Source organism: bacterium (assembly GCA_035703895.1).
Lineage (GTDB): Bacteria > Sysuimicrobiota > Sysuimicrobiia > Sysuimicrobiales > Segetimicrobiaceae > Segetimicrobium.
In genome coordinates this window covers 12,538-31,399 of sequence record DASSXJ010000154.1, presented here as the reverse complement: position 1 = coordinate 31,399, position 18,862 = coordinate 12,538, and the positions used below count along the sequence as shown (strand labels likewise).

The following is an 18,862-nucleotide window of genomic DNA, read 5'->3' as shown; positions in this document are numbered from 1 at the left end:
CAACAAAAAGGCGGCTGGTCTTACCAGCGGGGTTTGATCGGCAGCCAACCCGGGTCGCGCTTTACCAGTTCGGCGGTGTCATCGCGCTGGCGCACGACGCCGCGCTGGAACGTCTCGTGGTACTTGGCCAACTGGTCTTCATCTAATTCTACGCCGAGTCCGGGGCCCGGCGGGATCGCAAGCGCCCCCCCGTGGAACCGGAATCCATCGCCGGAAAGGACGTCTTCGGTCAGCCACGGGTAGTGCGTATCCGACGCCACCACCATGGCCGGCACGACGCTCGCCAAATGCGTCATGGCCGCCATCGAGATCCCCAGGTGGCTGTTGGAATGCATCCCGATCCCCAGATGGAAGGTCGCGCAGATCCGGCCGAGCTCCTGACAGGCCCGTAAGCCACCCCACCCATGGTGGTCGGAGAGGATCACATCGACGGCGCGAGCCTCGACCGCGGGAGCGATCTCCTCCCACGCCGTCACGCACATATTGGTCGCGAGCGGCATCGTAATGCGCTCGCGCACCCGGGCCATCCCCGCGATGCCCTCGGTCGGATCCTCCAGGTATTCCAGCCAGACGCCTGACCGCTCGAGTTCGTAGGCGACCTTGAGACTCGTCTCCACCGACCAGACCGCGTTCGGGTCCAGACGAAGGGCGTGGTCGGGACCGAACCGCTGCCGGAGAAGCTGCATCGTCTCAACCTCCTCGGCCGGGGGGAGCACGCCTCCCTTCACCTTGAGCGTGGTGAAGCCGAACCGGTCGACAAATTTCCCGGCCAGCGCCGCCATCTGCTCAGGAGACCCCACCTCTCCCCAGATGTCATCGCCCGCATACTTGAAGAAGAGGTAGGCGCTGAATGCGACCCGCTCCCGCACCGGGCCGCCGAGGAGGTCGCATACCCGCCGGTTCGTGGCCCGGCCGATCAGATCGAGGCACGCCACTTCGATCGCGCCGGCGATGATCGGAGAGCGCAGGCGGTAGACGAATCGCTGCATATTGGTGGGATCGTCCCCGACGACCACCTGGCGGGCGCGGTCCACCATGAGCGGCGTGACGATGTCGGGACCGTAGGTCTCGCTCAACCCGACCAGGCCCTCGTCGGTGCGGAGCCGCAGGATGGTTCGCAGGAAATATGGCGCGTGGACCCCCCACGAGTTTCGAAGCGGAGGATCGGGCACCGCGACGGGAATCGCTTCGAGGTCCGTGATCCGCATGCTTCCCTCCCCCTGCCGGCTGCGTCGTCTCAGGCCGGGCCGTCTTCGAGCGTGTACTTCTCCAGCCAGGCGAGCACCCGTCGATTGACGTCCAACCGGTGGCTGGGACGTCCGGTGCCGAGGAACAGGTGGCCTTCGCCGGGATACCGCACAAACTCGGTGGGGACCCGTCCGGCGGCGATGAGCCCGAGAAACAGTTCCTCTCCCTGCCCGATTGGGCAGCGGTCATCCGCTTCGCCGTGCACGATCAACGTGGGGGTGACCACCTGATCTACGTAGTGGATGGGCGATAACCGCCGGTACGTCTCGCGCTCGTGATCGACGTTGCCGCGCATCTCCCACGGCGCAAACCACATCCCGATATCCGATGTCCCATGGAAGGACTCGAGGTTCACGACCGGGGCCCCCACCACCGCGGCTTTGAAGCGATCGGTATGGGTGATCGTCCACGAAGTCATAAAGCCCCCGTAGGAGTAGCCGGCGACCGCCAGGCGGCGGGCGTCCGCGATACCTTCCGCCACCAGCGCGTCGACCGCGGCAACCTGCTCGGGCAGGTCGTACTCTCCCCACCGGCCCCGGATGGCGTGGGCGAAGGCCTTCCCGTACGACCCCGACCCGGTAGGATTGAGGGCGAGCACCGCCCATCCTCTCGACGCCAAGACGTAACGGTAAAAGTACCCCAGCGTGAAGAGGTTGCCGTGAAAACTGTGGGGGCCGCCGTGGATGTCGAGGAGCAACGGCGATGGCGCGACGCCGTTCACCGGACGGAAGAGCCACCCTTCGACGGGTTCTCCGTGGGGATTCGCAAACGTGCGCCGCTCGACGCGCGGCAGCGACATCTCCGACAGCAGGGTCGCGTTGACGTGCGTCAGGCGCCGCTCGCTAGAGCCCTCCCACTGACAGGCGAACACGTCGCTAGGAGTGTGCGGGTCGGTGGCGATGAAGGCGATTGTTCCGGCAGCCTCCGCCGCGCTGGCGCGGAGCACCTGCCGTTCGCCGGCCACGACGGGGTACACCGCTCCGGTCGCCACATCGGCGCGCACGATGTGCTGGCTCCCGGCCGTCGCCACGACGTACGTGATCGAGGAGCCGTCGGCGGACCAAACCGGGCCGGGGGTCACGGCCGGACGGGGGAGGATGGCTGCGCCGCGGTCGTACTCGGCGGTGAGACACCGCGCCGCGCCGCCCGCCGCGGGCACGAGCCAGACACGCGTCAACGACTCGCCCACCCCCGGTTCCTGGTCGTCCGTGCCGTAGCACGCGATGGTCGACCCATCCGGGGACCACGTCGGCGAAGACGCGCGCCCGATATCCTGCGTGAGGCGGCGCGCATTGCGGCCATCTGCATCTATCACCCACAGGTCGAAGAGGGAATAGTCCGCGATACCTCCGCGGCTGCGGCAGAACGCGATCCGTGTGCCGTCCGGTGACCAGGCGGGGTTGAGGCATTCGCCGTCGTCACGCGTCACCTGGATCGCCACCCCGGTCGCCGGCGAAAGCACGAACACCTGGCTCGATGCGCCGAACGTGTATCCCTCGCCGTCGGCCTTATACTGCGCCCTCGTGATCACCTTGGGCCGCCGGGCCCAGCGTGCCTGCGCCTCCTTCTCGACCGGGGGCACCTCCTTCGGCACGCGGGTGGCAAACACGATCCGCTCTCCGTCAGGGGACCACACCGCCGGGCCGGCTCCGGACGCGATCGTGGTCAGCCTGCGCGGTTCGCCGCCGTCTGCGGGCATGATGTACAACTGCGCGGGGTCATCGTCGCGGTCGGAGAGAAAGGCCAGCCACCGTCCATCGGGCGACCACCGCGGCGCGAAGTCGCGCTGCGGTCCGTGCGTCCACCGCACCGGGTCGCCGCCGTCGGTGGACACGACCCAGATCGCGGTGCGGTATCGATCCCCGTCGAGATCGATCTCGGCGAGGGTATAGGCGGCGCGGCGGCCGTCGCGCGACAGGTGTACGTCCGCGACGGTCTTGATCGCGGCCAGGTCTTCGACTTCCACGGGACGGAGGGTTGCATTGCTCATCGTCTCAGGCTCCTCGGGTGCATTCGTTTGTGCAAGGGCATGTACGTGTTCCAGCAACGCGGGGGGAATCCCTAGTCTCTGCGCGCGTGGGATGAGCAGGTAAACACATCCCCGAAGGGAATTGAGCCTGGGATCGCACACGGGTATCCACTGATGGCAGAGGGAGGGGTGGCGGCTGTCGTGACCGGCAAGATTCTCGCCACGGTGCCCGGACTCCTGACCGTGTTGGTGGTCAGCGCCGCGGCGGGCTACCTGGTCACACATCCTCCCCAGACGGTACCGGCCACGACACCCCTCGCCCCTGCTTCGGCACCGGCCTCCGGAAAGGACGTGGCCGCGCCCCCACCGGCTACCTCGCCGCCCGTCCCTCGCCCGTCTGCTCCCACGAGGGCAACGCCGCTTTCGGCCCCGGCGCCGCCAAACGCAGCCGTTCCTTCTTCGGCGCCGGCGGCCGCGGGCTCTCCCGCGCGCGCCGCGGTTCCGCCGGGCCCTCCCGAGTTCCGTGTCCAGGCAGGAGCGTTCAAGCGTCGCGAGTACGCGGATGACCTGATCCGGCAACTCCGGGCGAAGGGCTACACGGCCTCGATCGTCGAGGGTCCCATCATCCGCGTGTGGGTCGGGCCGCCAATGAGCCGGAGTGCCGCCGAGCAGTTTGCCGGCAATCTCCAAGCCAACGGGTTCGAAACGACGCTCAGCCCTGCCCGATGAAGTTTGGCTTCGCGCTCCCGCAGACGGGGTCGCTCGCCTCCCCGCAGGCGATTGTAGAAGCCGCCCAAGAAGCGGAGCGACGCGGGTATGCGACCGTGTGGGTCCTCGAGCGGCTGCTCCGGCCACTCACCCCGCGCACCGCGGACGGTCAACCGGGACGGCCGATGCCGGAGTCCTACGCCGTCGCATACGATCCCATCGAAACGCTGACGTATGTCGCCGCCAAGACAACGCGCATCAAGCTGGGGACCAGCATTCTGGTCGCACCGCTCCACATCCCCGCGATGCTGGCGAAGCGCCTGGCGACCCTCGACCGGTTCAGCGGCGCCCGGCTTGTCGCCGGGCTCGGCCAGGGGTGGTCGGAAGAAGAGTTTGCAGCGGCCAACGTGCCGCTTCGCCGCCGCGGATCGGGATTCGAGGAGTTCGTCGCGGCGATGCGCGCGGCCTGGGGACCTGATCCGGTCAGTTTCACCGGACGCTTCTACCGGATCCCGCCGTCCCAGATCAACCCCAAGCCGGTGCAGCCGGGAGGTCCACCGGTCATCATCGCCGCGAGAGAACCCGCCGCGGTCGAGCGCGCGGCGCGAATGAGCGCGGGCCTCCACACGATTCCCACGGACTGGGAGTCATTCACGGAGACCATCGCCCGATTTCGGCGCGCCGCCCCCCACCACCCCACCGGGCTTCCGATCGTCGTGCGGACCAACACGACCGTCACGGAGAGCCCCGCCCCGGATCCCCGGCCGCCGCTCAGCGGCTCACACGACCAGGTCGTCGACGATCTTCGCCGCATGAGCGACCTCGGCGTCGCGGAAGTGTTCTTCGACATGAACCGGTGGTCGATCCCGTTACACGATCAGTTCCGGATCCTCGACCGTCTCCGAACCGCCGCCTGATCTCTAGGTCTGGTATGGGCTCAGCGTGTCGCGCACGGCGTCCCCGATGAAGTTGAAACTGAGCACCGTCAGCAAGATCGCGATACCGGGCCACAGGGCCAGAAGCGGCGACGCAAAGATGTAGTTTTGGGCGTGGCTCAGCATGTTGCCCCACGAGGCGGTCGGCGGTTGCACGCCGACGCCCAGGTAGCTGAGCGCGGACTCCGCGAGGATCGCCTGTCCCACGCCGAGCGTCGACGAGACCAGCATGGACGGCAGCGCCGGGGGCAGGAGGTGGCGGGCGACGACCCGCCCCGACCCCGCGCCCAACGCGCGGGCCGCGGTGACATACTCGAGGTTGACGGTGCGCAACACCTCGCTCCGCACCACCCGGGCGGTCGTCATCCAAGAGGAGAGGCCGATCACGAGCACGATGTTCACAACGGTGGATCCGATCGCCGCCAACGCCGCCAGCAGCAGGAAGAACAGCGGAATCGCCAGCATCGCATCCGTGAGGCGCATCGGGAGCGCGTCCATCAGCCCCCCGAACGCCCCCGAGACGGCGCCGATGACCGTGCCGAGGCTGACCGACACGAGAACGGCAACGATCCCAATGACCAGCGAGATCCGTGCCCCATAGAGGAGACGCGCGAACTCATCGCGGCCGCTCTGGTCCGTCCCGAGCCAATGCTGCGCGGACGGAGCGCGCAGTTCTTGACCCAGCACGATCCGGTCCGGGGCATGCGGCGTGATGAACGGCGCGCAGGCCGCCGCCGAGATCATCAGGGCGACGAAGACCGCCGAGGCCACGGCGAACGGATTCTGCCAGAACCGCCGCAGCCTCGCGGGCCGGCGCGGGCGGGCAGGCGCCGCGGGGATGCCCGCCGCCGCCCGGTCCGCCACGTCTCGTGCCATGGGACACCCCGGCCCTTACCCGAGCTCCACGCGGGGATCGAGGATCAGGTAACTGAGGTCGGTCAGGAAATTGGTGAGGACCACCACCGTCGAGACGACGAGCGTGATCCCCATGATCATCGGGTAGTCGCGCTGGAGGGCGGAGTCGACCGCCAGCTGTCCCATCCCCGGCCACGCAAACACGCTCTCGGTGATCGCCACCCCTCCGACGAGGCGGGGGACCGCCAGCGCGACGACGGTCACGATCGGTATCAGGGCGTTCCGCAGCGCGTGATGGTAGATCACCCCCCGCGCGGAGACGCCTTTGGCCCGCGCCGTTCTCAAGAATTCGGCGTTCAGGACCTCCAGCATGCTCGACCGGGCGTACCGGGCGATCTGCGCCAGATTCGCGGTAGCGAGGACGACCGCGGGCAGCACCAGATGCGCGAGTCGATCCCCCACCGATGCGGACGCCCCCAACGAATAGGCGCCCGCCGACGGCAACAGGCGGAAGCTGATAGAGAACACGATGATCAGCATGATGCCGAGCCAAAATACCGGCACCGACATCCCGAAGAACGCCACACCGGTTGTGAGATGGTCGACCAGGGAGTAGCGATGAATGGCCGACACGACACCGACGAGCACTCCCACGGCCACCGATAACAGCAGGCCGGTCGCCACAAGTTCGAGGGTGGCGGGCAACCGATCGACGATCAGGCCGAGCACCGGCAGACCGGCCCCATAGGACTGGCCGAGGCGCCCGCGCGCGACGTTGCCCAACCAGCGCAGGTACTGGATGGGCAGCGGCTGGTCGAGACCCAGGCTCCGCGCCGCCTGTTTGATCTGCTCGCCCGACATCTCCGGGGCCAGCAGGATCGCCGGCCCGCCCGGCGCCGCGTGGATCAGGACAAAGGTCAGGATGCTCACAAACACGAGGAGCACGATCGAATGCCCGATCCGGGTGATCACGTACCGCTGCACGGGGCCGACCCGCTTATCCGCGACGCACCGTCTTCTACGCCTCGACCCACACTTGGTTGAGGTAGAGCAACGCGTCGCGGTAGTCCGTCCTAGCCCAGCCGCGCACCTTCTTGCTCACCGCCTGCAGCTCGTGCGGATGGTAGATGTAGACGACGGGCTGCTCCTCCGCGAGCAACGTGTAGAGCTTCCGGTAGTGCTCGCGGCGCTTCTCGGGATCGAAGATGCTCAAGCCATCCCGAAACATCCGATCGACCTCGGGGTTCGAATAGCTCCACTCGTTGGTCGATCCCCCGGTCTGCCAATAGGAGTGCAGATCCGGCGTGGCCGGCGTGACGTAGTAGAAGCACACCGCCGAGAACTCCTTCGTCACCCGCTCCCGTTGCATGAAGTTATTGAACTCCAACGTCTGGAACTGCGCGTCGACGCCGATATCTTTGAGGTTCTGCTGGACGATGAGCGACGTCTGCTCGCGCTCGGGCTGCCCCTGGTCGGAGAAGAACGCGAAGGAGAACTTCTCGCCGTCCTTCGCCAGGACGCCGTCCGGGCCGGGTTTGAAGCCCACCTCGCCGAGCATCCGCTTCGCCTTGTCGGGATCGTACTCGAAGACGGGCGCGCCCTTGACGAACCAGGCTTTGAGCGCGGGAGGGAGCGGGCCGTTGCTTCGGTCCGCCCGGCCCTTGGCAACCTGGCCGATGATCCCCTTGGCGTTGATCGCGTAGGCCAGCGCCTGGCGGACGCGCTTGTCTCTGAACCACTTGCCGAACTTCGGGTCGGTGTGGTTGAGCCCCAAGAATCGATAGTCCATCAGCCCCCGCTCGATAATGTAGAGGTTCGACGCGCTCTCCAGCGCGGGGAGCTGCGCCACGGTCGGGAACGCAATGTCGAGCTCGCCCGTCTTGACCTGGACCACGGTGGAGTTGAGGTCCCGGACGACTTTGTAAATCACCGAGTCGAGGTACGGGCGCCCCTCGTGGTAGTGGTCGTTGGCGACGACGGTGAAGTGATCGCCCACGATGTGCTCACCGAACTTGAACGGCCCGGTTCCGACCGGATGTCGAATGAAGGCGTCCGGGAACTTCGTCCGGCTGAACTCCTGCCCGGCCAGCAGGTGCTTGGGCATCATGAACGTGAGATAGCACAAGAGCTCGATGAGCGATGAGTAGGGCTGCTTGGTCACCACCTTCACCGTGGTCGGGTTCACCGCCTCGATCCCGGCGACCGGTTCGAGGTTGCCCTGCAGGATGCTGTTCACCTTCGGATCGGCGTAGAGGTCGAGGGAAAACTTCACGTCGTCGGCGGTAAACGGCCTCCCGTCGTGCCAGACGACCCCCTTCCGCAGATGAAAAGTCCAGGCCAACCCATCTTTGGAGATCTCCCACGTCTCGGCCAAGTCCGGCTGCGGCGTCCAGTCGACCGGGCTGTACCGCACCAGGCCGTTGAACATGGATTTGTTGACCATCAGGTTCTGGATCAGGCCGATGGGCGGCCACGGAGTCACGTTGGCTGTGATCGGGATCTTGAACGTCCCGCCGCGCCTGGGCGCCGCGGCGGCCGCCGACGCCGCGGGCGGCGTTGCCGGCCTGAGCGCCCCGGTCGCCCCCAGCGCCGCGCCCGGGACCAGCCGCAGCAGCTCGCGTCGGCTGAGCCCGCGACGTGGCCTTGCAGACATCTGACGATCCCCCCTCATGCTGCCACCTCCGCGCGTCACAGCGACGCCAGCGTTTTCGCCGTCCCGCGGCGAATCTCCTCACAGGCGTACGGCCGTGGTCGCAACGGCACACACAGGGGGGCAACGCGGATGAACAATGCGGAGTTTGAGGGACGGCGGGTGCTCGTCACCGGCGGCGGCGCGGGGATCGGCCGCGGGATCGCGACGGCGTTCGTGCGGGCCGGGGCCTGGGTGGCTCTCGTCGACGTCGCCGCCGATCGGGTGAAGACCGTGCTGGCGGAGTTGGGAGAGGGGCCGGGCCGCGCGTTCGGCGTCGTGGGAGACATCCGAACGGCAGACGCGGTCGAGCGCATCGTCTCGGAGGCGGCCGGCCACCTCGGCCGGATCGACGTGCTCGTGAACAACGCCGCGGTGTATCCCAACTGCCCGGTGATCGAGATGCCCGAGGAGCAGTGGGACGCCGTCATCGACACCAACCTCAAGGGCACGTTCCTGATGTCCCGGGCGGTTGCCCGCCGGATGGTGACGGAGGGCATCCACGGACACGTCGTCAGCATCGCGTCGGGAGCCTACGAGTCGGCGCGCCGGGGCGCCTCGCACTACTGTGCGTCCAAGGCCGCGGTCGTCATGTTCAGCAAAGTGCTGGCCCAGGAACTGGCCGAGCACCGCATCCACGTGAACGTGGTCTCTCCCGGCCTCATCGACGTGGGGCGGCGCGGGGACGTGAACCCCAGCTACCGCGACACACTGATCAAGAACATCCCGTGGGGGCGCGCCGGTCAACCCTCGGAGATCGCCGAGGCGGTGTTGTTCCTCGCTTCCCGCTACGCCGAGTACATCACCGGCACGGTCATCGATGTGAACGGCGGTGCGAGCGCCGGGCGCTTCTTCCTTCCCTACAGCCGCGGGTGAGCGGTGATCGCCTCCATAAACCGGTATTTGTCGTAGATCGGACGCCGCGGCACCTTGACGGGTGTGGTCGTCCCCTCCATCCTGGCCACGATCAACCACGGACCCGGCTCCACAAGGCTCCTTCGCGCCGTCCGCTCGAACTGAGCGAGATCCTCGACCCGCTCGACCCGGGAGAGTCCCGCGCCCCTGCCGATCGCGGCGAGGTCGGTGGCCCCCGCGGTGTGGGATACCTGTCCCCCGGTCGTCTCATAGGTCGCGGTGTCGCATACGATGTGCACGAGGTTGGCGGGACGTAGGGACGCGATCGTGGCCAGCGACCCGAGGTTCATGAGCAACGACCCGTCGCCGTCCAGCACCACGACGCGCAGATCCGGCCGGGCCAGCGCGAGCCCTAGCCCCACGGAGGAGACGGTCCCCATCGCCCCCCACGTATAAAAGTTCTGCGGCCGGTGGCCGGCCGCGAACAGGTCGTACGTGTTCCGTCCCAGGTTGGAGAGGACCGGTTCGTTGTCGAGGAGCGTGACGAGTCTCTGAAACGCCTCCAGACGAATCATCGCCACGTCTTCCCTCCGCTCAGCGCGGTGGAGAGCACGAGCGCGACCGGGAGCGAGCTCGCGAACGCCAGCTTCGTTGCCCCATCCACGGTCGAGGCGATGTCCTCGGCCTCGTCGATCCAGAACGCCTGAATCCCGAGCGCCTCGTAGATCTTGGGCGCGGCGCGGCCCATCGGCACCTGGACCGAGTTGAACTCCCCGAGGCGGCCCCGCTCGCTGATGATCATGAGGAATGGAATCTGGTAGCCGATTGCGAGTCCGCACAAGGCGTTGATCGAGTTCCCCAACCCGCTCCCCTGCATCACCAGCACGCCTCGCTTTCCGCCGAGAAACCCGCCGCACAGGACCCCCACCGCCTCTTCCTCGCGGGTCGCGGAGACCATGGTGAACGCACCGTCCTGGTGAAGCAGCTGCAGGAGGCGATCGGCCACCTCGTCCGGGACGTATGCCACCATCTCGTAGCCGTGTGTCTTGAGGGCCTTCGCCATGTCGGTACTCCAGTCCATCTGCCGCTCTCCTGTCATCCGCCGTGCCCGGTGAACGCCGCCGCCGCCGTCCCTGCCGTCCGCCCAAAGACGGCGCCCGCCATGAGGCCGGAGCCGCCCGGATAATTATGGTAGAAGAGGCCTCCCACGAGCTCCCCGCAGGCAAACAGCCCGGCCACGACCCGGCCGTCGGCCTCCACGACCTCGGCCTGGGGCGTGATCTTGAGCCCGCCGAAGGTGAATGTGATCCCGCAGGTCACCGGGAAGCACACATACGGGGGAGCGTCGAGCCGCTGCGCCCAATTCGACTTCGGCGGGGTGACCCCGCGCGCCGCCTTTCCGTCCAGGACCGCGGGGTTGAACGCGTTGGTGTTGACCGAGGCGTTGAACTCGGCCATCGTCCGTTCCAGGCTGCGCACCTCGATCCCGGCTTTCCGCGCGAGCTCAGATACAGTCCTGGCCTCCAGCCGAGTCGTGCGGGGAAGTGTGTACGGCTTCTTCAACAACGGCACGACCTTCTGGTCGAAGATTTGAAAGGCGACCTGATGGGTCTGACGGATAATCTCCTGGCCGTACCGCGCGTAGGTGTAGTTACGGAACTCGGCGCCCTCGTCCACGAACCGTTCTCCCCGGATGTTGACGTAGATGCCGAGCGGATACGAGTCCCGTTCGAAGTGCTGCCCCAGCCGCTCTTCGTTGGTCGCCGGCGCGTTGACATCCCATGCGACGGCGTGGCACCCACTCCAGTCCCCGAACGGCCGGCCGCCCGCGGCCAACCCCATCCGGATTCCGTCCCCCGTATTGTACGGGGTGCCGCGGACCTTCGCGGCCTTCCATCTCGGCCCGAGGTGGGCGGCCCGCATCTCGGGGTTCGCCTCAAAGCCACCCGAGGCCAACACCACCGCGTGGGCACGGTAGTCGCGCGGCCGGTCGTCGACCGTGGCCTGGACCCGCCACCATCTCGCACCGCCTTCCCATTCCAGTGACGTCGCCCGCGCCCCATACTGCACCGCCACACGAGATCGCTGGGCGGCCCGGTACAGCGCGCCGATCAGCCCAGGGCCTTCACCGTGCGCCTTGACGATCAATCCGCCCCAGAATCGGTGGCGCCCGTTCACGAGGAACGACTGGCGGTCGTAGGCAAGGACGAACTCCACCCCCTTCTCCCGCAGCCACTTCATCGTGGGAAACGCTCGCGCCGCCAGCGCGCGGCCGAGTTCCGGGTCCGCCTCCCCCTGCGTCACCCGTTGAAGATCGCCGAGGAACTCCTCTTCAGGGTATTGGCCGATCTCGACCCTCCCCGGGGTCCGAAGAGCCGGATCCGACACGATCTGCGCGACATCCTCGATCCCGCGGTAGGGAAACCGCATCGCGCCGGCCGTCACGAACGAGTTCCCCCCGCGCTTCTCCTCGGGCGCCCGCTCCAACACGAGCACGCCCGCGCCGCGCTCCGCGGCGGCCAGCGCAGCGCAGAGGGCCGCGTTGCCGCCTCCGATCACGATCACTTCAACCCTGTCCATCCGCGTCTCCCGAGGTCACATCGGTCGAGGACCGGTCAGCACCCTGGTGAGAAACGTTCGCAGCGCTCCGAGCAGCGCCCCGGATTCCTCGATGTGCGGAGAGTGCCCGCTGTGTTCGAAGATATGCAGTTCCGCGCCGCGAATCAACCCCGCGATCTCGACGGACTCTTCGACGGGACAGATCCAGTCGTGACGTCCCACCGCTACAAACGTCGGCGCGGTCACCCGGCCCAACTGTGGCCGGGCATCGTACGTCGCGTAATCCCGGATGAGGGCCGCTCTCGTTTCCGGATCGAACCGCCGGCCGGCCAGACTCGCCGGAACCCGGCTACGATCATGATAGTACATCGGCAGGATCGCCTCGAACGCCCGCTGGAACGCCCCCGGATCCGTGAGGGACCCATCCCACAGCGCGCGGTAGGCCTCCTGCATCGCGGGGGTCCCGAGGCGCTGCATGTTCGCCGTCGCGCGGGCCATGAAACTCTGGCTGGCCGCCGTCCCGATCAGGATGAGGGCGCGCGGCTCGTCGGGATACCGTCCGGCGTAGAGCAGCGAGACAAACCCGCCGGCGGACGTGCCCAAGATCACCGGCCGGTCCAACCCGAGCGCGTGGCAGAAGGCACGGAGATCCTCGGAGAGTTCGCGCTGGGTGTAGGTATCGACGGGGGCACGGGACGACTCCCCGTGGCCCCGATGCTCGTAGGCGATGAGCCGCATCCGATCCGCCAGGGGCGCGAACGGGGCCAGCGTCCCCGGATGGCCGATTCCAGGTCCTCCGTGCACGAGGACGCATGGTGGGCCCGATCCCATCTCCTCGTAGTGCAGCTCGACATCCCGGACGCGAATCTTCACCTGCGTCGGGGATCCAGGGCGTCTCGAAGCCCGTCGCCGACGAGGTTGATGCTCAGCACCGTCAGAAGGATGGCGGTTCCTGGAAACGTGGCGATCCACCAGGCGCTGTCCACGTACCGCCTCCCATCGACGAGCATGTTTCCCCAGGACGGGGCCGGGGGCTGAATGCCGACCCCGAGGTAACTGAGCCCTGACTCGATCAGGATCGCGTCCGCCATGAACAAGGTGGCCTGCACGATCAGCGCCGGCAACAGGTTCGGCACGAGGTGACGTCCGAGAATGCGCCTTGAGGCCGCACCGACGGCGCGCGCGGCCTCGATGAACTGAAACTGCCGGATGCGAAGCGCCTCCCCCCGGATGATCCGGGCCGTTGGCGGCCAGTAGACCAATCCGATGACCAGGATCGTGTTGCGCAGGCTCGGGCCGAACAACGCGATGATCAGGAGCACCAGGAACAGCGGCGGGATTCCGAGGGCGAGCTCGGTGAGGCGTGTCAGCCAGAGATCGACGCCGCCGAGAAAATAGCCGCCGAAGATCCCTACCGCGATTCCAATCGCGAGCGCCAGGCCGGTCGCAAGGAGCCCGGTGGCGAGCGATGCGCGGGCCCCGACCATGATCCGGCTGAGGACGTCGCGCCCGAAGCCGTCGGTCCCCAGCACGTGCACGCGGCTCGGAGGGGTGAGCCGCTGGTCGAGGTCCTGCCGGGCTGGGGGAAACGGCGAGATGCGCGGTGCCAGGAGCGCGGTGAGCAGAATAGCGAGAAACACGGCCGCGCTCGCGGCCGCCACCCGGTTCTTCGCGAACTGGCGGGCGGCCACGGCCCACGCGCCCGGGAACGATCGCGCGGGCCCCCCAAGCGCGACGGCCCCGACGCTCATTGCCATGCGATGCGAGGATCGGCGAGCGAGTAGAGCAGATCCGTCACGACGTTCCCCACGATGACGGCCAGCGCGACCAGGAGGTTGAGCCCCAGCAGGAGCGGGTAGTCGCGGGCGGTGACGGCATCGACCGCCAGCCGTCCGATCCCAGGCCAGGCGAACACCGTCTCCGTGAGCACGGCCCCCCCGACGAGAAACCGCACGGAGAGGCCCAGGAGCGTGATCAACGGCATCAGGGCGTTGCGAAAGGCATGGCGCAGGAGCACGCGCCGCTCGCGCAGCCCCTTCGCGCGCGCTACGGCCACGAAGGGCTGCTGTAGCGCGTCGAGGAGGCTCGAGCGTGTGAAACGCAGGAACGCCGCCATCTGCGTCGAGGCGAGCGTGATCGTCGGCAGGATCGCGTGGCGGAGGCGGTCGGCCACATCGCCCTCGAGGCCGGTGCCCGCCATCCCCGAGGCCGGGACCCACCGCAGGGCGCTCGCGAACAACAGGATCAGGAGAATCCCCAACCAGAAGCTCGGGAACGACACCCCCGCGAGGGCCACTCCCGTCGCCGCACGATCGATCCACGTGTTCGCGCGGACGGCGGAGACGACCCCCAGGGGGATTGCCGCCAGCACCGCCAGCGTCAGCGCGCCCGCGGCGAGCTGCACGGTGGCCCCGAGATGGGCGTGGATCACTCTCGAGACCGGCTCGCCCTGGAGGTAGGAGATCCCGAGGTTCCCACGAAGCGCGCTCCCGAGCCACGTGACGTACTGGACCGGCAGCGGTTGATCAAGGCCGAGGCTGCGGCGGATCTGTGCCGCCGTGTCCTTTGAGATATCCCCGCCGAGGAGGGCCGCCTCCGGTCCACCGGGGGCGGCGTGGATCAGGAGAAACAGCACCACCGACACCCCGACCAGCATGGGGATCGTCCCGAGCAGGCGGCGGACCAGGTACCCTGTCACCCCGGAACCCTACGGTTGCCAGGCGGCCGTCCGCAAGGATTGAAAGATCGCGGCCTGGGCGGGAAGGAGGGACAGCCCGCGCAGTTCCTTCCGATACACGTACATCTCCTTCGGATAGTACCCCCAGACGTAGGGGGCATCGTCTGCGAGGAGTTGCTGAAAGCGGACGTACGCGTCGCGACGCTTCTTTAGGTCCATCGTCCTTCTCGCATCCTCGAGCGCTTTGTCCACATCCGGGTTCTTGTAGTGGGCGAAGTTCCGGCCGTTCCACTGGCTGGAGTGCCAGATCGTATAGCTGAACGGGTCGGGATCCGGGTGACCCGTCCACCCAACCAGGATCGCTTCGAAATCCGACGCGAACAACTGGCGCACGAATGTCGGAAAGTCCAGGAGCCGGATCTCGGCCGCCACGCCGATGCGGGCGAGTTGATCCTGGATGACCACGGCAGAATCACGCACCGATTGGGTCCCCGTATCTCCTTTGAGCGTAAAGCGAAGGGGGCGCCCGTCTTTCTGCATGATCCCGTCCGGTCCCGGCGTATAGCCGGCCTCGGCAAGCAATTGTTTCGCCTTTTCGGGATTGTACGGGTAGCGCGTGACCTTCGGCGTGTACGCCCAACTGGTGGGAGGGATCGGCCCGGTGGCGCGCACCGCGTAACTCCGCAACACCTTCCGCACGATGATGTCGAAATCGACCGCGTGCGCCATCGCCCGGCGGACCCGCAGGTCGGAGAACGGCGGGCGGTCGAGTCGATATCCAAAGTACTGGTAGGTGGGCGTGTAGACCCCGGCCACGGTGTACTGGGGATCCTTGGCGAACTTGTCCAGCTCATCCGCCGGCGGGTCGTCGAGCATATCGATCCCGCCGGTGCGCAGCGCCTGGGTCCGCACGACGGGATCCGGAATGATCCTAAAGATCACCTGCCGCGTCGGGGGGCGGCCGCCGTAGTAGCGGTCGAACGCCGTAAGGGCGATGCTCTCGCCTTTGCGCCACTCGACGACGCGGTAGGGGCCCGTGCCGACGGGCTTGGTATTGAACTCGGCGGTGTTCATGTCTTTCCCCTCGAGCGCGTGCTTGGGCACGATCCCGCCGCGTGGGCATGTGAGAACACCAAGAAACGCTGCGTAGGGATACGCGAGGTTCAGGCGCACCGTGGATGGATTCACCACCTCCACCGGCTTCCGGGGGAGGCTCGCCGGATCGGCGGGATGATCCGGGTTGGTCAATTCGTCGTACCCGGCCATCCCTCCGAAGAACGCCCGGGAGGGCGCCCTGACTTTGGGGTTCAGCATCGAGTACATCCAGAACGCGACGTCGTCCGCCGTGAACGGGCGGCCGTCCTGCCAGACGACGTTCTTCCGAAGGTGGAACGTGTAGCTCAACCCGTCCGGCGACGACTCCCAACTCTCCGCCAGCATCGGCTTGATCCCAAGATTTTGATCGTATTGCACCAGGCAGTCGAACACCGACCACTCGACCTTGTAGGATTGTCCGTCGCTGGCGATCAGCGCGTTGATGAAGGAGGCGTCGCTGCTCAGCCCAATCGTCAGGGAGTCCTTCGGCGCACCCGAGCCGGGTGCCAGCGTGAACGCCGTCAGCACGACCCAAGTGACGATCGCCGCTCCGAAACCCGGGCGGGATCTCAGCGCCCAGTGCCTCACGTATGACACCCCCCGTATCGAGCCGGTGATCCGCCTTCCGGGCCGGAACTTCGAGATCGGACCACCGCACCCCTGTGGTGGGCGTGGTGCGGGATCGCGTGGGAACGTGATACGGAGTATGGTAGACTAACGCAGCCGAGGCGAAAGGAGGACCCGAATGCTGTTGGGATTCAGGGCGGGCCTGGGGCATCGGCGTCGGTAACGATGAAGGGGCCGGCCGTTATTGGGCTGCTCGCGCTCGTGGCGCTGGTCATGGCTCCCTCTGTCACTGCCCACGCGCTCCTCAGCCAGGCCGATCCGGCAAACGGGGCAACGTTGTTGGCGCCTCCGCAGGTCGTCACCCTCGCGTTTACCGAGGATCCGGAACCGTCGCTGTCGAGCATCCGGGTCCTCACCACGTCAGGCCTCGAGGTCTCGCGGGGCCCGGCGCGGTCGGTGCCTGGGCGGCCCAACTCGCTCCGGGTCGACCTCGGCCCCCTGTCGACGGGCGTCTACACCGTCGTATGGCGGACCGTATCTCGGATCGACGGGCACGTCACCGGCGGAGCGTTCGCGTTCGGCGTTGGCGTCACCCCGTCCGCCGCGTCGGTCCCGGAGGTCACGAGCCCGCCTCCCTCCGTGGTCGGAGGGGTTGCGCGATGGCTGCTCTATGCGGGCCTCTGCGTGCTGATCGGCGGCGCGTGGGTGTGGACCCTGGCGTTTCCGGGGGCGGCGGCGGGGTCCTGGCGCATTCTGTGGGTCGCGTGGCTCGCTGCTGCGCTCGGCATCGCCGGCCTGGCGGAAGCGCAGCGCGCGGACGCCGGGGTCGATATCGTCCGCTTCATGCGAACATCGCTGGGGAATGCGCTCGTCTGGCGTGCCCTGCCTCTGGTGGCCATCGCAGGGTCTCTCGTCACGGGTGGCAGGCTGACCGGACCCGCGCGCCGGGTCTCCCTTGCCGTCGTGGGCGTGCTGACCGCACTCGCCATCCTGGCCCACATCGCGGGAGGACATGCGGCGGCCGCCTCAGGAGCGTGGCGTCCGGCCAACCTGATGGTGCAGTGGCTGCATGTCTCGGCGGTCGGCGCCTGGATCGGCGGCTTGGCTGCGCTCTTGGCCGTCTTGGGTCGCACCCCAGGTGACGATCGGACCCTCGCGGTGCGGCGCTTCTCGACGGTTGCGGGCGTTCTCATCGTCACTGTGGCTGCAACCGGGACGGCACGCGCCGTCGATGAGGTGGGAACGTGGACCGGGCTCATCACGACCATCTACGGCCGACTCGTCCTGGTGAAAGCGGGGCTGCTGATCCTGCTGGCGGTCCTCGGCGCACTCAACCGGTACCGGAGCGTTCCCGCGGCGGCCCGCACCCTGATCGGCCTCAGGCGGATCGGCGCGGCCGAGCTCGTGGTGGCCGCCGTCACGCTCATGATCGCCGCCGTGTTGACGCAGTCGGCGCCGGCGATCTTCGCGCTCAGAGCCGCGGGAAACGCGGCCCGGCTCGCAGCCACCGGAAGCGACTTTGCCACCTCGGTCCGGGCGCGGCTCCAGATCGACCCCGGGCTCCCGGGACCCAACCGATTCGTTGCGGACCTCCGAGACTACGATACGGGCCGGCTGATCCAGGCCGGGCGGGTGAGCCTTCGTTTCACCGCGGCGGATCGTCCTGATCTCGGGCCGTCCACGCTCGACCTGACTCGAACGCCTAGCGGAACCTACCAGGGGCAGGGCCCCAACCTTTCACTGGAGGGGAAGTGGAACGTCGTCGTCGTCGTTGAGCGCGGCGTGAACTCCGTCGAGATCCCGATCGCGGTCGTCGTGCCCAGTCAGCCCCAACGCGTCCGGACCATCCAGGCACCGGGCCAGCCGACTCTCTACGCGATCGATCTGTCGGGAGGACGCGTGGTAGACGTCTACCTTGATCCGGGGCGGACCGGCCTGAACGAGGTTCATGCGACGTACATCGACGCGGCCGGAGGCGAGTTGCCGGTGCCCCGGCTCGCGACGATGACCATGACTCGCCAGGGGGCAGCTCCGATCGCCCTCCCCGTCCGACGATTCGGCCCGGGCCACTTCATCGGAGACGCGACCCTCGGGCAGGGGGAGTGGCAGTTGGAGATCGTGGCAGCGACCGCCGGGGGAGAAGTCCTCCGAACCCGTCTGACGATACAACTGTAGGGACATCAAAAGGAGCGAGGACGCCTCATGACACGGGACGAATGATGACGCAGCCGGCACTGCGACGCAACGGTAGACGCTCCGATCGCCCAGGCGCCGCAGTCGTCATGGCCGCGATCCTGATGCTACTGCTCTCGGGGTGCGCCCCACGCACGCAGACGGCCTCGACCCCCCAGGCGCCAGGGCCGCAGCCCGCCGGGCCCCGCCCCAAATCGACGGCAGCCCTCGCGATCGTCTCCCCCGCCCCCGGCGAACGGATCTCCGGAACGACCCTCCATGTTCGGATTCAGTTGACGGGGGGCACGATCATCCCGCAGACCTCGGCGGACCTGAGCCCGGACAAGGGACACGTCCACCTCAGCGTCGACGGCAGGGTCGTCTCGATGGCCTATGGCGTCGAGCAGGATGTCCCGGTGACCGCAGGCACGCACCTCCTCACCGCCGAGTTCGTCGCGACCGACCACTTCCCGTTCAACCCGCGCGTGCTCAAGACCGTGACGTTCGACGTGCAGTGATGGACGAAACCACAA

At 67.6% G+C, this 18,862-nt stretch carries 17 protein-coding genes; 5 read left to right on the top strand and 12 right to left on the bottom strand.

Annotation, left to right across the window (positions count from 1 at the left end; translation table 11 throughout):
* Positions 1–20: 20 nt before the first annotated feature.
* Positions 21–1,208, bottom strand: a complete 1,188-nt coding sequence (locus VFP86_10580) for an enolase C-terminal domain-like protein (protein HET9000082.1) — start codon at positions 1,206–1,208, stop codon at positions 21–23.
* Positions 1,209–1,237: 29 nt separating this feature from the next.
* On the bottom strand, positions 1,238–3,238 hold the full coding sequence (locus VFP86_10575) for a S9 family peptidase (protein ID HET9000081.1): 2,001 nt from the start codon (positions 3,236–3,238) through the stop codon (positions 1,238–1,240).
* A 168-nt stretch (positions 3,239–3,406) separates the two neighbouring features.
* Here VFP86_10575 and VFP86_10570 point away from each other — a divergent pair, with 168 nt between their 5' ends.
* Entirely contained in the window at positions 3,407–3,946 is a 540-nt protein-coding gene (locus tag VFP86_10570) for an SPOR domain-containing protein (GenBank protein ID HET9000080.1), read from the top strand.
* Entirely contained in the window at positions 3,943–4,842 is a 900-nt protein-coding gene (locus VFP86_10565; protein HET9000079.1) for a TIGR03619 family F420-dependent LLM class oxidoreductase, read from the top strand. The genes VFP86_10570 and VFP86_10565 overlap by 4 nt, the downstream gene beginning before the upstream one ends.
* A 3-nt stretch (positions 4,843–4,845) precedes the next feature.
* Here VFP86_10565 and VFP86_10560 read toward each other — a convergent pair whose 3' ends face one another.
* The 3 genes from VFP86_10560 to VFP86_10550 are packed head-to-tail and all read right to left on the bottom strand — an operon-like array spanning position 4,846 to position 8,368.
* Positions 4,846–5,736, bottom strand: a complete 891-nt coding sequence (locus VFP86_10560) for an ABC transporter permease (protein HET9000078.1) — start codon at positions 5,734–5,736, stop codon at positions 4,846–4,848.
* Between the two features lie 15 nt (positions 5,737–5,751).
* Entirely contained in the window at positions 5,752–6,699 is a 948-nt protein-coding gene (locus VFP86_10555; GenBank protein HET9000077.1) for an ABC transporter permease, read from the bottom strand.
* Between the two features lie 34 nt (positions 6,700–6,733).
* Positions 6,734–8,368 (bottom strand): ABC transporter substrate-binding protein, encoded by a 1,635-nt coding sequence (locus VFP86_10550; GenBank protein HET9000076.1) that lies wholly within the window; start codon positions 8,366–8,368, stop codon positions 6,734–6,736.
* Positions 8,369–8,497: 129 nt separating this feature from the next.
* Between VFP86_10550 and VFP86_10545 the strand changes: the two genes are divergently transcribed.
* Positions 8,498–9,280, top strand: coding sequence for an SDR family NAD(P)-dependent oxidoreductase (locus VFP86_10545; protein ID HET9000075.1), 783 nt, complete (start codon positions 8,498–8,500; stop codon positions 9,278–9,280).
* Here the strand turns inward: VFP86_10545 and VFP86_10540 are convergent.
* The 7 genes from VFP86_10540 to VFP86_10510 are packed head-to-tail and all read right to left on the bottom strand — an operon-like array spanning position 9,265 to position 16,178.
* Positions 9,265–9,834: a thiamine pyrophosphate-dependent enzyme gene (locus VFP86_10540; GenBank protein HET9000074.1), complete on the bottom strand. Its 570-nt coding sequence runs from the start codon at positions 9,832–9,834 to the stop codon at positions 9,265–9,267. The two genes, VFP86_10545 and VFP86_10540, sit on opposite strands and share 16 nt — an antisense overlap.
* The gene (locus tag VFP86_10535; GenBank protein HET9000073.1) at positions 9,831–10,340 is read right to left on the bottom strand and encodes a hypothetical protein; all 510 of its coding nucleotides are present in this window, start codon (positions 10,338–10,340) and stop codon (positions 9,831–9,833) included. Before VFP86_10535 ends, VFP86_10540 begins: the two co-directional genes overlap by 4 nt.
* 14 nt (positions 10,341–10,354) lie before the next feature.
* Positions 10,355–11,839, bottom strand: a complete 1,485-nt coding sequence (tcuA, locus tag VFP86_10530; protein HET9000072.1) for an FAD-dependent tricarballylate dehydrogenase TcuA — start codon at positions 11,837–11,839, stop codon at positions 10,355–10,357.
* Positions 11,840–11,854: 15 nt separating this feature from the next.
* A complete protein-coding gene (locus tag VFP86_10525) occupies positions 11,855–12,691 on the bottom strand; it encodes an alpha/beta hydrolase (GenBank protein ID HET9000071.1) in 837 nt (278 codons plus the stop codon).
* A complete protein-coding gene (locus VFP86_10520; protein HET9000070.1) occupies positions 12,688–13,575 on the bottom strand; it encodes an ABC transporter permease in 888 nt (295 codons plus the stop codon). The genes VFP86_10525 and VFP86_10520 overlap by 4 nt, the downstream gene beginning before the upstream one ends.
* A complete protein-coding gene (locus VFP86_10515; GenBank protein HET9000069.1) occupies positions 13,566–14,516 on the bottom strand; it encodes an ABC transporter permease in 951 nt (316 codons plus the stop codon). Before VFP86_10515 ends, VFP86_10520 begins: the two co-directional genes overlap by 10 nt.
* 9 nt (positions 14,517–14,525) lie before the next feature.
* Positions 14,526–16,178, bottom strand: coding sequence for a peptide-binding protein (locus VFP86_10510; protein HET9000068.1), 1,653 nt, complete (start codon positions 16,176–16,178; stop codon positions 14,526–14,528).
* Between the two features lie 204 nt (positions 16,179–16,382).
* Here VFP86_10510 and VFP86_10505 point away from each other — a divergent pair, with 204 nt between their 5' ends.
* A complete protein-coding gene (locus VFP86_10505) occupies positions 16,383–18,332 on the top strand; it encodes a copper resistance protein CopC (protein ID HET9000067.1) in 1,950 nt (649 codons plus the stop codon).
* A gap of 107 nt (positions 18,333–18,439) precedes the next feature.
* Positions 18,440–18,847, top strand: a complete 408-nt coding sequence (locus VFP86_10500; GenBank protein ID HET9000066.1) for a hypothetical protein — start codon at positions 18,440–18,442, stop codon at positions 18,845–18,847.
* Positions 18,848–18,862 lie beyond the last annotated feature (15 nt).

Excerpts from the sequence above, each read along its gene's own strand:
- VFP86_10500 (HET9000066.1), top strand. The coding sequence starts at position 18,440 with ATGGCCGCGATCCTGATGCTACTGCTCTCGGGGTGCGCCCCACGCACG.
- VFP86_10565 (HET9000079.1), top strand. The coding sequence starts at position 3,943 with ATGAAGTTTGGCTTCGCGCTCCCGCAGACGGGGTCGCTCGCCTCCCCG.
- VFP86_10560 (HET9000078.1), bottom strand. The coding sequence starts at position 5,736 with ATGGCACGAGACGTGGCGGACCGGGCGGCGGCGGGCATCCCCGCGGCG.
- tcuA (HET9000072.1), bottom strand. The coding sequence starts at position 11,839 with ATGGACAGGGTTGAAGTGATCGTGATCGGAGGCGGCAACGCGGCCCTC.
- VFP86_10535 (HET9000073.1), bottom strand. The coding sequence starts at position 10,340 with ATGGACTGGAGTACCGACATGGCGAAGGCCCTCAAGACACACGGCTAC.
- VFP86_10580 (HET9000082.1), bottom strand. The coding sequence starts at position 1,208 with ATGCGGATCACGGACCTCGAAGCGATTCCCGTCGCGGTGCCCGATCCT.
- VFP86_10575 (HET9000081.1), bottom strand. The coding sequence starts at position 3,238 with ATGAGCAATGCAACCCTCCGTCCCGTGGAAGTCGAAGACCTGGCCGCG.
- VFP86_10550 (HET9000076.1), bottom strand. The coding sequence starts at position 8,368 with ATGTCTGCAAGGCCACGTCGCGGGCTCAGCCGACGCGAGCTGCTGCGG.
- VFP86_10545 (HET9000075.1), top strand. The coding sequence starts at position 8,498 with ATGAACAATGCGGAGTTTGAGGGACGGCGGGTGCTCGTCACCGGCGGC.
- VFP86_10520 (HET9000070.1), bottom strand. The coding sequence starts at position 13,575 with ATGGCAATGAGCGTCGGGGCCGTCGCGCTTGGGGGGCCCGCGCGATCG.
- VFP86_10505 (HET9000067.1), top strand. The coding sequence starts at position 16,383 with ATGAAGGGGCCGGCCGTTATTGGGCTGCTCGCGCTCGTGGCGCTGGTC.
- VFP86_10540 (HET9000074.1), bottom strand. The coding sequence starts at position 9,834 with ATGATTCGTCTGGAGGCGTTTCAGAGACTCGTCACGCTCCTCGACAAC.